Genomic DNA, 15,669 nt, shown 5'->3' with positions numbered 1-15,669 from the left:
ACGATATAGTCAAAGCAAATATAATAGCGCCGCACAAACAGTGCGGCGCTGATTTAAGCTAGGGTAAAATTAATTACTTGCTGGCTTTAAATTCTTCATGATATTCACAAGCCAGTTTATGCAGAGATGCACCAATAGCTTTGTACTGATATTCATTCAGATTGGCTAATGAAACACGACCGGATGGGTGACGTACGGCAAAACCTTTACCCGGTAACAATACTACGCCGGATTCATCCGCAATTCTGAACAGCAGTTCATTCGGATTTTTGGTTTTAACAACCCATTCAGCAAACTCATCACCATACAGCTGACGTGCAGTATCTTCCATATCAACCAGAGTGTAGTAATCCACACTGTTTTCATTAAACTCATGTTTAATACCCAGCTGTTTGTACATGGCAGCACTGCGGTTGCGAATCAGAGCCATCAGAGCATCTTTATACTGTTTCTTGGTATCCATCATTTCGGCCAGAGAGAACAGTACCATCTGCACCTGCTGTGGTGTAGACAAACCGGCTGTGTGGTTCAGAGCAACAGCACGGCTGTCAGCAACCATACGGTCGATCAGTTTCAGTTTTTCCGGTTCCGGAGTAATAGACAGATAACGTTTGTGCAATACCTGACGTTCTTCTTCAGGCAGCTCAGCAATTTTCTTGTCCAGTACATTTTCTTTGGCCATGGCAATGACACCCAAGCGCCAGCCGGTAGCACCGAAGTATTTAGAGAAAGAGTACACTAAAATAGTGTTGTACGGGCACAGAGTAAACAGAGATTCAAAGTTCTCAGCAAATGTACCATATACGTCATCAGTCAGAATAATCAGATCAGGACGTTTTTTCACGATGTCAGCAATAATCTGCAGACTGCGGTCGTCCATTTTCACTGAAGGCGGATTGGATGGGTTAACCAGATAGAATGCCTTGATTGAGGGATCTTCCAGTTTGCGCAATTCGCTTTCAGGATACTGCCAGTCCAGTTTCGGATCAGCATTGATCAGAACTTCTTCCAATTCATAATCGTTCAGTTCAGGAATTTCCAGATATGGTGTGAAAATTGGTGCGCCCAGAGCAATTTTATCGCCATGACGAATCAGACCATTCTGTTTCAGAGAACTGAAAATGTATGCCATAGCAGCAGTACCACCTTCAGTTGCAAACAGATCGATATCGTCATTAGACATCGTTTTAGCACCCATTTCTTCCAGAATATAGGTTTTAACGATTTCTTCAGACAAGCGCAGCATACGGTCAGGTACAGGATAATTGCAACCCAGAATACCTTCGGTCATTTCCAGCAGGAACTGATGCTGATTGTAACCAAGCTGGTCACGTACATAAGACATGGCTTTACTCAGAAAATCAACGCCTGGTTTGTGGCGGTTACGACGGATAAAATCATCAAAACGTGCCATCAGATCATCTTTAAACGGCATACCACCGATATTCTGATCCAGGAAAGAGAAAGAAATTTCAGACTCTTCCGCAGCAAACAAACCTAATTCAAAAAAGGCATTGCGTGGTAAAGTAGCCAGAAAATTAGGGTTACCACGACCGGCATTCAGCATCATCCGATCGTTGCGGCTCTGTGCCAGATCAATCAAGTGATTTTTCAACTCAAACGGGCTTAAATTAGCATATTTTTCAAAATCATGTTTTGAAGTCATAATAGTTTCCTCAAGAAGTTAAAGCACATATCAAACAAGAGCCACAATCAACGGACCTAACAATGTCAGGAACACATTGGCTAATGCATATGTAATGGCAAATGGAGTAGTCGGAATCGCATTGCCAGCTTTATCCAGAACTTCACCAAATGCAGGATTGGCACTGCGTGAACCGGCCAAGGCACCTGCAAATACAGCTGCATTGTCATAACGGAGCACATAGCGACCAAAGAAAATAGCCAGAATCATCGGAACCAGAGTAACCACCACACCAATCAGGAACAGAGTCAGACCATGTTCTCTAATAGTGGTAATTGCCTGTAAACCTGATTGCAGACCCACAACAGATACGAAGCCGGCCAAACCGAAATCCTTCATAAACTGAGAAGCCGCAGCAGGCATATTGCCGAATGTCTGTTTACGGGCACGCAGCCAGCCAAAGAAAAGACCGGATAACAATGCACCACCACCGGCACCAAGCGTAATCGGAATATTGCCGATACGAATTACCACCCAGCCGATAATCAGACCAAGTACTACGCCCAGACCGTGATAAGCCCAGTCGGTTTTACTATTAACCGTAATAGGTGCACCGATAATATGTACAACACGGTTAATATCACTGGTAGAACCGTAAATGGTCATTACATCGCCCAGTTTGAACTCTGTATCAGGTGTCAGATCTATTTTTTCACCATTGCGATGCAGTTCAATCAGGTAGATACCATGCTGAATTTCAAAGTCTTTATCGCTCATATGAACTTTGGAACGAATTTCAGCCATGGTTTTATTCGCATACTCAGGGTTGCGAAAAACCACATTTTTAGTATCAACAATGACTTCCAGACCCGGCTCGGCATCCAGTTCACGGCCGAATAAAGTGCTGACAGAAGTCACAGCTTCACGACGACCAACAATCAGGATGATGTCTTCCCGTTTCAGAATCGTAGACGGAGTGCAGTCAATCAGATTACCGTGACGTTTAATGCGTTCGATAGTTATACCCAGATTTTCTAATTCAATATCTTTGATAGATTTCTGAATATCATGTTCAACCACATAGATACGTCCCACCATCTGCGTAATTGCCATCCCCTGATTACCTTCCAGTGCCATAGCACCTTTCAGTTGTTCAGCTTCAGCAGCTACCGCATCATCGCGAATATCCCGACCCATGATTTTCGGTAACACATTCATACAAATTATAATTGCGCCCAAAGAACCAAAGATATATGTCACCGCATAACCAATAGCTACATTAGCCTGTAACTGTTGTAACTGATCGGCAGGCAGACCCATATGTGTCAGAGCATCAGCAGCCGTACCCAGAATTGCTGACTGGGTTAAACCACCGGCAGCCAGACCAGCGGCCAGACCTTTATCTAGATGGAACAGGCGTGCCATAATCATTACCGTAATAAAGCCGGTAATGGCGATAAACAATGCCAGAAAAATTTCACGCAGAGTTTTTACACCCAGTGAACGGAAAAACTGAGGACCGCTTTCATAACCCACAGCGTAAATAAATAAAGTAAACAGCAATGCCTTAAGACCAGAATCAATGTGAACATTGAGCAGGCTCAAAACCACTGCCACCAGCAGGGAACCGGCAACCCCGCCGAGCTGGAACTTACCGAAGCGTATATTGCCCAGCAAATAACCCAGACTTAACGACAGAAACATCAGAATAACCGGTGATTCCTGAATATTAGTCAATACCCAATTCAACATATGTCTACCTTCTCCTGAAAGAACGTAGGCTAGTGTGCGCTCGTGCGCTTTTAATTTTTGTCTAAATATTCATATGTACGAAAATTAATGATAATTTTGGTATTTTGTTAACAACATTGGCATTTAATTAATCCAATTAATCGCGTTTAATTACTATGTAAGAATAATTTCACATTCATGCACCAATACTGTTTTTTGCTTTTTTCAACTGATTTTAAAGAGAAAAGTTAAGATTTTGTTCAGAATTTTTTATTAATATATTAATATAATTTAGAACTATAATATCTATATTGAATAAAATTTATTAAATAATCTGTTATTCTTATATCTTACTAGCCAATAAAATAATTTATTTCTAATTGAATATATTTAGTCAAAATGCATATTTAATTATTAAACTATATAAACTATTTTTCAATACGATTGATAATCTATAACATATTGAAATGATAATAAGAATCCTGTTTAACAACTACGCTAAACAGTCAGATTTCTGTTGCCATTTCACAACAAATCATCTATTTTTTCTAAAAAAAATGATATTAAAATTAACACAAATTGCTAATTAAAATATCCATTCCAAATTATAACTAATTAAAACCATTTAACTACATAAAGTTTACATAATTATTTTTTGATTTCTCAAATTTGAATTTTGGCAGATGGTTTTATTGATAAGGGTTTACTTCATTGACATTTATACCAATAACTCTTTAATACTTAAAATAAATCAATTCAGACAAGAATTTTAGCCTGACATATACACGCTATATCTGATAAGAGCCTGAGTATTTCCAGAAATGAATATAAAAAAGCCTGAATAATTTTCTTTCAGGCTCTTTTCAAACAATCAAACAGATAAAAGTATCTGCTTCACTATACAATAAAATTTTTCAGCGTAATAAAGGTAATGATTCAGTATTGATAAAATTAACCACATTACTCAAATTATTTTGAGGATTATCTTCTGCATTCGGTTGATCTGTAGCATCTGCTGAATCATCACCATCATCAGATTCTTCATCATATAAACTAAATGCCTTTGTATCAGTATCGGATGAATCTACACCAATATCTTTAATCAGCCGATGATATTCGGCAGACTGGGCTAATAGCTCTTTCGCAGCTTTACGCAAATTATTCACTTCACTGCGTGCCAGATAAAACGTTGTTGGTATATGAATTACTTTATCCCTTAAAGGGGAAGAAGGTAAATCCAGTAAATTCACACTTATATAATATACCCGCGGTGTACCCTCACTACGATTTTCATTCCACCAGTCTACATATTTCTGAAATTGATGCTGAGTATCTTCTGAATACTTCTCAATCGGAATACTGGTTAAAGCTCTCACGACTTCAGTAGTTCCGGGAACACTGGCGCTACTGTCAATTTCATTTTTGCGCTGTGTCTGGGCGTTGACATTAATAATGATAATTTTATGAATATTCGCTGATTCCAGCTGGTCATACAAAGTTTCATTACTATATAACTCAGTTGTGTCCAGCAAACTGCGTAATCCGAGATTATCCGTTAATCCACCATCCAGTAAATGAATATAAGGTCTTTTCTGACTATCCTGATATTGCTTGAGATTATTACGATAAGCTGTACGTGTCTGAGCACGGAAAGCTGTCGTGCCGGTAGCATCAGCATTATTACTATCAACCAGATTATCTGGTAACTGATAATGGCAATTACCGCCATTGTTATTCAGAGTTACCGGTGCAAAAACCAGTGGCACAGCACTGGATGCCGCTACGGCACGGGAAATGGGTAATTTAGTTAAATCAATGCAGAGTAAATCAAAATACTCCTGCGTAAAATCCAGCCGGCTGCCCAAACTCATATCAGTAGCACTAATTACCACAAACGGCCCCTTACGTTTATTATTTAAATCCGCATAAGTAGCGCCATGATATAAATGTAAATCCAGCTGTTCCTGTAACAAATCACCGCGGCCAAATTCCGGTGAAGCCAGCCGCGACCAGTTAGCCATCGAAAAAACCTGACCAACTAACATTTTCTGCAAATTTAAATTGAGAAAATTTTGCTCAAATTTCGGTATTGTATCGGCTCCGTGTAATCCAAAATAAGTAGCTAAAACTGAGCCTCCGGATATACCATAAACCACATCAACCGTATCAAGGAGACTCACCTGTTTACCGTCTATTTTTACTTGCTGCTTTTTCAGAGATTCCAGAACCCCATAACCAAACGCAGCTGCACGGGTTCCGCCACCGGAAAGCATCACAATACCGATTACATCGTCTATTTTCTTCGCATCATTGTTTAACAATGCATGTTGTATACGATAACCCTCCTGTTCATCAATATGATCAATTGTGTCTATAGGCTGATATTGCAGTGTAGAACAGGCACTCAGGCTCAATACGGCAATCAGTATCAGCAGGTACCATCTAACAGATCTCGTAATACTTAGCGGCATTACAGCTCCCGGAGCGGAAAATATCAGGATACCTGATATATTTTGATTAATTAATAATTGCTATTATCATGTAATCTATCAGTGTACCATTACTGCCACTTATTCATACAAACAGAAAATTAAACGATAACATAATTTTCAGCTTAATTATCTTAAATCAGTTTTCATCAGTAATTTGCCAGCCACCGCCTAATGCCTTATACAGATTAACCAGATTACGTGCCTCTTCCAGTTTGCCCTGAATTTGCTGATCATCCAGATCCTCGGCATTCAGGCGTGCCCGTAAACTGCGGTCTAGAGTCATATCGCCATAGCGAAACAGTTTTTCAGCCGCACCGGCCTGACTGGCAGCCTGCATATGAGCCTGATGCATTAACCGGTTTTGTTTATTCAGACTAAACTGCATCTGATATGCACTATCTACTTCAGCCAGAGCCTGTAAAATCATCTGGTCATATCCGGCAATAGCTGCCTGTAACTGAGCATCAGCCCGCTCAATATTATGTTTGATTCTGCCTGCAGTAAACACAGGAATAGTCATACTTGCATTTAGCAAACCAGCCGTATTTTTTAAATATGAAGTACTGCTGTCTAAATGTATTTGTCCGGTCTGCCATAAAAAATTAAGCGAAAATCGTGGCAGACGGTCAGCTTTAGCACTGGCTAAACCGGCACTCATCGCTTTCACCAGATTTTCCTGAGTGCGGATATCCGGTCTCCGGGTAATGAGATCCAGTGGAACCTGTCCCGCCGGAGCAGAAGGTAAATGCTGAAAAATATCCAAAGACGCAGGCGCAACCACAAATCCTTGCGAAGACTGACCGGTCAATACTGCTATATTGCGCTGATAAACATCAGCTTGTGCCTGATATGTAGCAATTTTTGCCTGCATAGCTGAAAGTTTTGCCGCAACTTCTCTAACATCATAAGCCGATGCCTGACCTGCACGAAAACGCCCTTCCGTATATCGCTGCAATTGCTTAAGAGTAGCAACACTGTGCTCACCTACTTTTACCCGTTGCTGCATTGCACGCATTTTCAGATAATTATCGGCAATTTCACTGCCAAGCATCATCTGCGCACCATGCCAGCGTTCTGTTTCGCTCAGGCTCAGATAATGCATTTCATCAGCATCACTGCGTTTTTGTCCGAATACATCCGGCTCCCAGCTGGCTGTAAAACCTGCCTGAACCGTATTACCATGAACATGCCGGCGATTATTACCCAGCGGCGAACCAGTTGCCTGCAAGTAATCCTTTGCATTACCAATTGCCGGTAAGTTTAAATCTTTAAGTGAATTATCACCATTGTAACGATGTAATCCTCCGCTACTTTCCACACCTGCCTGCGGTCCTAAATCAGACTCAGCCATAGCAGCACTGGCTCGTGCTGCAAGCATATTTGCTTTCATTTTGGCCAGATTCCGGTTATTTTTTAATCCGGTTTCAATTAACTCATTCAATACCGGATCCGGCCAGCTTTGCCACCAGCGGCTGATATCAGCTGAGCCGCGTGCTGCCGCATTCTGATCAAACTGCTGTGGCATACCGACAGTAGATTTCACCTGAATATCAGTTCTGCCGCAACCTGCCACCAATCCTAAAGCCAGTAATACAGACAACCATGTTTTATTCATCACCATACTTCCCTAAAATCCGGTGTAAGCATCAAGAATGCTGTGCCAGCATGCCACGAAATCGCGATAGCGCCAGAGCCAGAAACAACACACCCATTATGCTCATCATCAAAATTTTCGGCCAGACAATATCCAGACCGGCATTCCGAAAGAGCACATCCTGACTAAACTGAGTAAATTGAGTTTCCGGTGAAAACCAAGTTATATACTGAAAAACTGCCGGCATACTTTCCAATGGCGATTCAGAGCCCGAAAGTAAACGCATTACCACATAAATCGGCAAACATAACAAACCAAACTGCGGCATGGTAGGAGCCAGCGTTGCAAACCAGATACCCAGAGACGCCACAGAAAACAAATAAATAAACATGCCCATACTAAATAAAAATATTGAGCCGTTTATCGGTATATGCAGCCAGCCCTGAATAACCAGCCATAAAGACAGCAGAGAAGCTACTGAGATAACCGCACCATTAGCAAAAATCTTGGCCATCACAATTTCACTGGGTCGTACCGGCATAACCAGCAACTGTTCTATCGTACCGTGCTCTTTCTCACGGATTACCGCGGCACCGACCAGAATAATCGCCAGTAAAGTCAGATTGGATACTACATTCATCGTAGCGATAAACCATGAGGATTCACCATTAGGATTAAACTGAATATTTAACACCGGCGTAACCGGAGATAACTTCACTGCAGACTGCTGATGTAAAAAAGAACGTGTCTGTGCATCAATAATCTGGCTTAAATAATTAAAACCTATACCAGCCTGAGTTACTGACGTTGCATCAGCCAGCACCTGAATGGTAGGAGACCGTCCTGCGACCACATCGCGTTCAAAATTGGCCGGAATATCCAGTACAAAGACATAATCACCTTTATCCATAGCCGCATCAATTTCTTCACGCTTTACTTCTACCGGCTGTTTAAAATAAGGTTCCAGCAAAGAATCACGAATTTGGTAAGACAAAACACTGTGATCAGCATCCATAATGGCAACTGAAGCATGGCGCACTTCGGTAGTAATACTGGTTGCAACTGAGTAAATGGCTAAAGACAGCACGACTACCATTAATGCAATTAAAACCACATCACTCAGCAGGCTTTTCAGCTCCTTTACACTCAGCACCCATACATTTTTAAACCATTGCAGCATCTATACCTCCTGCTTCTTCAGTAAGCAGCCGGCCAGAAAAACGTATACCAGACAAAATACCATTAATATCAAGTAATAATTAATAAAGTCCAGAAAGCCTAAGCCTTTAGTAAAACCGCCTAAACTGATTAACTGATACCATGCAGTCGGGAAGCTCCAGCCAAACCAATAATTAACCCCGCTGAGTGTAGACAGCGGATACAGCAGACCGGAAAAATTCAGCGCTGGAATTAATGATAAGATTGCCGAACCGAAAATGGCAGCCACCTGCGACTTTACAAAGCTGGAAATCAATAAACCGAAAGCTGTCGCTGCAAATATCAATGCCAGCGCACCCAGACTCATCGCCAGAAAACTGCCACGCACAGGCACACCCAATGCCACTACGGCCAGCCATACGAGAATCAGATAGCTGAGAAAAGAAACAAACACATAAGGAAGCTGTTTACCAATCAGAAACTGTCTAACCGATGCGGGGGAAGTATACAAATTAGTAATTGAACCGATTTCCCGTTCTCTGACTACCCCGAGAGCCGTCATCATTACCGGTATCAGCATCATAGCCATCATAATCATACCGGGGGTAATTGCAAAAATACTTTTAAAATCCTGATTATAAACATAGCGCGGCGCGATCTGCGCAGCCGGCTTAAGAGAGATTGGCAAACCTGTTTCAGTCCATTTCATCGCTGTATAGTTATTTAGTGTCGATAAAATAAAACTTTTAATATTTTCTGCCATAAACGGCATCGTACCATCAATATAAAAGCCCACTTCCGGCTTATTGCCACGCAACAGATCACGACCAAAATGCGGCGGGATATCAATCACCATTCTGGCATTAGAAACCTTAAGCGTATTATCAATCTCAGCAGCACTGTGAAGATTGCTGGTGAAAGTAAAATAACGCGAACCCTGAAATTGCTCAATCAAAGCGCGGCTTTCTACCGTCTGATCCCTATCTATTACCGCAAATTTAACATGCTCAACATCAAAAGATACTGACCATGCTGCCATCATCATTAACACCACCGGTCCGAACAGAGCAAAGAATAAACGAATCTTATCCCGCAGTAATTCCTTGCCTTCGCGTACAGCAAATGTCCATATAGTCTGTAGCCAGTAAGCCAGGCTATCAACATCCGTTGTTTTACCCGAAGATTGACCAAATCCGCTTTCATGCGCGGTGTTTTGGGTTTCTTTTGTATCAGAAGCAGATACCTGAGATTTAGGCTGATTTTTATCTACAGCCTCCTGCAAATAATCAATAAATGCGGTTTCAAGATCATCTGTATCCTTACTTTCACACAGTTCTTCTGGTGTCCCGATAGCCAGAACCCGCCCCTGATGCATGAATGATATCCGGTCACAGCGCTCCGCTTCATTCATGAAATGCGTAGAGACAAAAATAGTAGTGCGATGATTTCGTGACAAATTTAGCAGATGATGCCAGAACATATCTCTGGCCACCGGATCAACCCCGGATGTCGGCTCATCCAGAATCAATACCTGAGGATGATGCAGACAGGCTGCTGCCAGCTGCAAACGCTGCCTGATACCCAGCGGCATTTCACTGGGCTGAATATCTGCAAATTCAAGCAGATCAAATTCCTGCAAAGACTGCTGAACAGCAGAATCAATCTGGGCAGCATCCATACGGTATAATCGGGCTGAAAGTACCAGATTCTGTCGTACCGTTAACTCTTCATATAAAGAAAACGACTGCGACATATAACCGATTTTCATCCGTGTCGTCATATCATTGGCATTAACCGTATGACCTAACAGCTCAGCAGAACCGGAGCTGGCATCCAACAGCCCCGTCAGCATTTTCATGGTTGTTGATTTACCACAGCCATTTGAACCAAGAAAACCAAAAATTTCGCCTCGCTCAATCCTGAAACTAACATTATTGACAGCAATAAAATCACCAAACCGTTTGGTTAAATCTTTTGCCTCAATCGCCGGAGGAGAGTCTTTATCCGGAACAAACGGCGTTAGTTGCAGACTGCCCGATTTATTCTGTTTATTTTCGGGCAAAAGTTTGACATAAGCCTGTTCCAGCGTATCCGTATGGGTGTCATCCAAAACCTGCTGAGTGGGTGCATTGACAATCAGATGACCATTATCCATTGCCAGCAGATATTCAAAGCGTTTCGCTTCATCAAAATACGCCGTGGCCACAATCACCGTCATATCCGGATTTTCTGCCCGCAATTCATCAATCAACTGCCAGAACTGCCGACGGGATAACGGATCCACCCCAGTAGTTGGTTCATCCAGAATCAGTAATTCCGGATTGTGCACCAGCGCACAGCATAAACTTAATTTCTGTTTCATGCCTCCGGAAAGCTTACCGGCCGGCCGGTCAGCAAAAGGTGATAATCCTGTCGCCTGCAACAAACGCGCAATGCGTTCGTGACGCATTCGTCCGCGCAAACCGAATAAACGAGCATGAAAATCTACGTTTTCATTAACCGACAATGTTGGATAAAGATTCTGACCAAGCCCTTGCGGCATAAACGCAATCCGGTGGCTTAGCGACTGCCGGCTATGCTTGTCCGCCATACTGTCGCCAAATACCAGTACCTCGCCCTGCTGAATAATTTTTACACCGGCTATCAGAGACAGCAAAGTAGACTTACCCACCCCGTCCGGACCAATCAGACCTACCGTTGCACAGCGCCTGATTTGCAATGATACATCCTGCAGTGCCTTCGTCTGACGGTACTGATGAAAAACATGGCGTAAATCTACAGCCCATTCCTCTCCTGTTACAGCCTGCGCTTTGGCCGTACTATCCATATCAGGCACCTTTGGCAGATTGTTTTATACTGGGTAAATTTACCTGCCATTGCTGCGGCCATGTTTTATTGTTATCAAAACGGATATATCCGTTACCTGTCAGCCCGCCCTTAAGCAGTCCACTGTATTTCAATGCAATCTCAGGCGGAATTTTTAGCTTAACCTTATACATCAGCTTTTGCCGTTCATTCTGAGTTTCTACAAATTTAGGCGTAAACTGAGCATTGGAATCAATAAAATCCACCTTAGCCGGCCAGACTGCATTCATTCCGTCCAGAATAATCCTTGCTTCATCCCCAAGCTTTAATTTACCGATAGTATCTGTGGGTAAATACACCGACAGCGTTACATCAGACGGATCAAGTAATGACACAACTTTATTACCTTCACCCAGTACATTACCGGCCTCGGCAATACGATACTCTACACGCCCGGCTTTAGGCGCACGTATCAGCATATCGTTATTAGCAGAAGAAGTAGCATTAATCTGAGCCTGAGCCTGTTGTACTGCTGCCAGAGCCTCAGCGCGGGCTGCCTGAGCAGATTTAACTCTGGCTATTGCAGCATCACGTTCAGCCAGTCTCCGGCGTAATTCAGGTGAGGATACCAGCTCATCTGATTTAAGCTGACGCGCATTATCCAAATCCATCTGAGCAACCTTATGTATCTGCTGCTGAGCGGCAATTTCTGCTTCTGCTTTAGAGACATTTTCCTGTGCACGCTGTTTATCTGCACGGGCAGCATCCAGCCTGCTACTGGTCTGATCAGATGAAAGCTCAGCCAGAACCTGATCTTTAGCAACTACATCACCTTCATCCACTTTCATCTCAATGACACGACCAGCATATAAAGTAGCCACATCCAGCCGCTTGAGTTCCATACGGCCATTACCGCCGGCAAAACCATCAGGTAAATCAGTATGGCTGCGCATATTAATCCACACCGCCAGTCCGGCTAATACCAGTACCACCAACACAAACAACAGTTTTTTTGTTTTCATTTATTTTTCCCTGAACAAACTGTTTTATTGGTTCCGCATCACGAAACTCGCCATATCCTGCTCACACAATTTAACACATAAAATATCCATTCATTTCATCAATAACAATAGTTTACTATTACTGTTACATATTTGCGAAAATTACGCCAAGCAAATTCTGAGTGCTAAACAACTAATTGCCACTTGTCAGCATTCTGTTTTTTTCTGACAATCAGAATACTGTTTTCAAGGAATTCGGATATGATTATCGTAATGCAGCGTCAGGCAACCGAAACACAGATCAGCAATGTCATCAGTTTTATCCGTGGACGCGGATTGCACGAACATTTATCCCGTGGCGCAGAACGCACCATCATCGGAGCTGTTGGTGATGAAAGAGTCTTCGAACCACGCGAACTAGAAGCACTTGCCGGCGTTGAAAAAGCCATGCGCATACTACAAGACTGGCGCATTATCAGCCGTGAAAGTCAGCCCGAGGATACAGTTATCACCGTACGAGGACAGAACTTTGGCGGCTACCATTTTCATATAGTCGACAGCATGAGCGGCACCCGGCTTCCGGAAAGAGCTAATGTCTTTATCGATCCTTTTTATCAGGCATTTTCACCCTATTCGACAGTGCCGCAAACCAATATCAGCATGCAACAGCAAATTAAGCAGGCACATGCAGCCAGTAAACCCGTCTGGCTGCGTATCAGGGATGTGCGCCAGCTAGAACCAGCTTTACAGGCAGAAGCAGATATTATCTATCTGGGCGGAGAGTTAATGTCTAATCGCACCCTCCTTAACGAAGTAGGCTGTCTGAATATTCCGGTTGTACTCTGCAAAGACAAACATCATCAGGTAGATGAATGGCTGATTGCGGCTGAGCATATTGCCTTAAAAGGCAATCATCACCTGATGCTGGGTGAAGCAGGTACATTAAGTCTGGAGCGCAATGCTCCATACCGGCTTGATGTAGAAGCCATTGTTAAAGCCAGACAGATTACTCATTTGCCCATTGTAGCTAATATTTCCCGCCTCGCTCATGCCTATATGGACAGTGCAACACTTATGCAACTGGCACAAGCTGCAGGTGCTCATATTGTCATACATTAACTGGACAATAAGTCCAAAATCAATAAATTTATAAAAACATATATTATTTATAAATTTAGACAAATTTAATCATTTTTAATGTTAAATTTGTCTAAAACAAGTATAATATTGCGAAAAATATAAAATTTTTAGCATAAAATAAATTAATATAATCATATAACTAACATTCTTTTCAAAATTAGCGCTTGCTTAACATCTATACCTGTTTTATCGTAAACACTCATTTAGCTAACCCAAACCTGCTATTCCGACTACCGGATGCAGAGCCAACAGATCATCACAATAAGTATATTCGCGTACCCTAAACCGCCGTTTACACTTATTAATCTTACCGGATGAAGATGCATTGGCAATGTATCAGTCGGACTACTAGAACATAAGAGGTTGATATGCAACTTTCAGGTGCACAAATACTCGTGCAGAGTCTTAAAGCCGAGAATGTAGAATATGTTTTCGGATATCCCGGCGGAGCAGTTCTCGAAATCTACGACGCCATCTTTCAATTAAAAAAATTCCGCCACATACTTGTCCGTCATGAGCAGGCTGCAGTTCATGCTGCTGATGCATACTCACGCGCCAGCAACGGAGAAAAAATCGGAGTCGCTCTGGTAACATCAGGTCCGGGTGCTACCAATGCCATAACCGGCATAGCCACCGCCAATTCCGATTCTGTCCCGCTCGTGGTCATATCCGGTCAGGTTGGCTCACCTGCTATCGGTACTGATGCCTTTCAGGAAGTCGATACCGTCGGCATTAGCCGCCCGTGTGTAAAACATAATTTTCTGGTTACCCACGTAAGTGAGCTGGCAGAAACAGTTAAAAAAGCCTTTCAGATTGCGCGTACCGGCCGACCCGGTGTGGTAGTGATTGATGTGCCTAAAGATGTGACCCAGGCAATGGCGAAATTCAGCTATCCGCAGGAAGACATCAATATCCGCTCCTACCAGCCCGTTACGCAGGGACATACAGGTCAGATAAAAAAAGCTGCACAAGTAATGGCTGCAGCTAAACGACCAATTGTACTGTACGGCGGAGGCGTAATCCTCGGTAATGCCAGCAACATCCTTACCGATTTTATTCAGTCTACCGGTACACCCTGTGTCTCTACTCTGATGGGATTAGGCGCATTTCCTGCTACCAACCGTCAATTTCTTGGCATGGTAGGTATGCATGGCAGCTACGAAGCTAATATTGCTTTACAAAATGCCGATGTAGTACTTGCTGTCGGTGCCCGTTTTGATGATCGTGTGATTTCCGTACCCGATAAATTCACTGACGATGGCAAAAAAATCATCCATATTGATATCGACCCATCCAGCATTGCCAAACGCGTAAAAGTAGACGTACCCATTGTTGGTGATGTTAAAAACGTTCTGGCTGATTTACTAGCCCTGTGGCAGAAGCAGAATCTGGGCTTTAACAGTAATGCACTGGACAGATGGTGGAAAAACATCGAAAACTGGCGCAGCCGTGACAGCATCTGGTTTGAAAGTTCAGATGAAATCATCAAACCTCAGCAAGTAATCCAGACACTGGCAAAACTGACCGACAACAATGCCCTCATCACATCGGATGTTGGTCAGCACCAGATGTTTACAGCACAGTACTATCCATTCATACGCCCGCGCCAGTGGCTAAACTCCGGCGGGCTGGGCACAATGGGTGTCGGATTACCTTATGCCATGGGTGCCAAACTGGCTAAACCGGAAGAGGACGTATTCTGTATTACCGGTGAAGGCTCTATACAAATGAATATTCAGGAACTTTCCACCTGTTATCAGTATCGCCTGCCGATTAAAGTGATCAATCTTAATAACGGCTTCCTTGGCATGGTTCGTCAGTGGCAGGAACTCTATTATGACAACCGCTATTCTGAAACCTATATGGAATCATTGCCTGACTTTGTCAAACTGGCTGAAGCTTATGGGCATGTTGGCATCAGAGTGAAAAAAGCAGCCGACATCGAAGGTGCACTGAAAGAAGCCATTGCACTCAAAGACAGACTGGTATTCATGGATTTCATTACCGACCGTACTCAGAATGTCTATCCCATGGTAGGCAATGGTAAAGGTCTGGATGAAATGGTTTTACCGCCACATATGAGAGAAGAATAGCCGGAGCACA

Annotated in this window: 9 protein-coding genes; 2 read left to right on the top strand and 7 right to left on the bottom strand. The window is 42.9% G+C overall.

The window, feature by feature from the left end:
* Window positions 1-73: 73 nt before the first annotated feature.
* The 7 genes from H3U73_RS03650 to H3U73_RS03620 form a co-directional block, all read right to left on the bottom strand.
* Complete coding sequence (locus H3U73_RS03650; RefSeq protein WP_025330768.1) at window positions 74-1,666, bottom strand: bifunctional aspartate transaminase/aspartate 4-decarboxylase; 1,593 nt, start codon at window positions 1,664-1,666, stop codon at window positions 74-76.
* 30 nt (window positions 1,667-1,696) lie between these two features.
* Window positions 1,697-3,397, bottom strand: coding sequence for an aspartate-alanine antiporter (gene aspT / locus H3U73_RS03645; protein WP_096765489.1), 1,701 nt, complete (start codon window positions 3,395-3,397; stop codon window positions 1,697-1,699).
* 893 nt (window positions 3,398-4,290) lie between these two features.
* The gene (locus H3U73_RS03640) at window positions 4,291-5,847 is read right to left on the bottom strand and encodes a patatin-like phospholipase family protein (protein ID WP_110414243.1); all 1,557 of its coding nucleotides are present in this window, start codon (window positions 5,845-5,847) and stop codon (window positions 4,291-4,293) included.
* Between the two features lie 157 nt (window positions 5,848-6,004).
* Window positions 6,005-7,483 (bottom strand): efflux transporter outer membrane subunit, encoded by a 1,479-nt coding sequence (locus H3U73_RS03635; RefSeq protein ID WP_198190075.1) that lies wholly within the window; start codon window positions 7,481-7,483, stop codon window positions 6,005-6,007.
* A gap of 31 nt (window positions 7,484-7,514) precedes the next feature.
* Window positions 7,515-8,642: an ABC transporter permease gene (locus tag H3U73_RS03630; RefSeq protein ID WP_037394999.1), complete on the bottom strand. Its 1,128-nt coding sequence runs from the start codon at window positions 8,640-8,642 to the stop codon at window positions 7,515-7,517.
* On the bottom strand, window positions 8,643-11,447 hold the full coding sequence (gene rbbA, locus H3U73_RS03625; protein WP_198190074.1) for a ribosome-associated ATPase/putative transporter RbbA: 2,805 nt from the start codon (window positions 11,445-11,447) through the stop codon (window positions 8,643-8,645).
* Window position 11,448: 1 nt separating this feature from the next.
* The gene (locus tag H3U73_RS03620; protein ID WP_100115707.1) at window positions 11,449-12,447 is read right to left on the bottom strand and encodes an HlyD family secretion protein; all 999 of its coding nucleotides are present in this window, start codon (window positions 12,445-12,447) and stop codon (window positions 11,449-11,451) included.
* A gap of 240 nt (window positions 12,448-12,687) precedes the next feature.
* Between H3U73_RS03620 and H3U73_RS03615 the strand changes: the two genes are divergently transcribed.
* On the top strand, window positions 12,688-13,545 hold the full coding sequence (locus H3U73_RS03615; protein ID WP_198190073.1) for a chorismate mutase: 858 nt from the start codon (window positions 12,688-12,690) through the stop codon (window positions 13,543-13,545).
* 389 nt (window positions 13,546-13,934) lie between these two features.
* The gene (gene ilvB, locus H3U73_RS03610) at window positions 13,935-15,659 is read left to right on the top strand and encodes a biosynthetic-type acetolactate synthase large subunit (RefSeq protein ID WP_198190072.1); all 1,725 of its coding nucleotides are present in this window, start codon (window positions 13,935-13,937) and stop codon (window positions 15,657-15,659) included.
* The last annotated feature ends 10 nt before the right edge of the window (window positions 15,660-15,669 follow it).

Origin of the sequence: Snodgrassella sp. W8124 (assembly GCF_016100875.1) — a bacterium.
Lineage (GTDB): Bacteria > Pseudomonadota > Gammaproteobacteria > Burkholderiales > Neisseriaceae > Snodgrassella > Snodgrassella alvi.
This window is presented reverse-complemented; position numbering and strand designations above follow the sequence as displayed.

Coding starts and splice junctions, on each gene's coding strand:
- H3U73_RS03620 (WP_100115707.1), bottom strand. CDS start 12,447: ATGAAAACAAAAAAACTGTTGTTTGTGTTGGTGGTACTGGTATTAGCC.
- H3U73_RS03650 (WP_025330768.1), bottom strand. CDS start 1,666: ATGACTTCAAAACATGATTTTGAAAAATATGCTAATTTAAGCCCGTTT.
- H3U73_RS03630 (WP_037394999.1), bottom strand. CDS start 8,642: ATGCTGCAATGGTTTAAAAATGTATGGGTGCTGAGTGTAAAGGAGCTG.
- ilvB (WP_198190072.1), top strand. CDS start 13,935: ATGCAACTTTCAGGTGCACAAATACTCGTGCAGAGTCTTAAAGCCGAG.
- rbbA (WP_198190074.1), bottom strand. CDS start 11,447: ATGGATAGTACGGCCAAAGCGCAGGCTGTAACAGGAGAGGAATGGGCT.
- H3U73_RS03615 (WP_198190073.1), top strand. CDS start 12,688: ATGATTATCGTAATGCAGCGTCAGGCAACCGAAACACAGATCAGCAAT.
- aspT (WP_096765489.1), bottom strand. CDS start 3,397: ATGTTGAATTGGGTATTGACTAATATTCAGGAATCACCGGTTATTCTG.
- H3U73_RS03640 (WP_110414243.1), bottom strand. CDS start 5,847: ATGCCGCTAAGTATTACGAGATCTGTTAGATGGTACCTGCTGATACTG.
- H3U73_RS03635 (WP_198190075.1), bottom strand. CDS start 7,483: ATGAATAAAACATGGTTGTCTGTATTACTGGCTTTAGGATTGGTGGCA.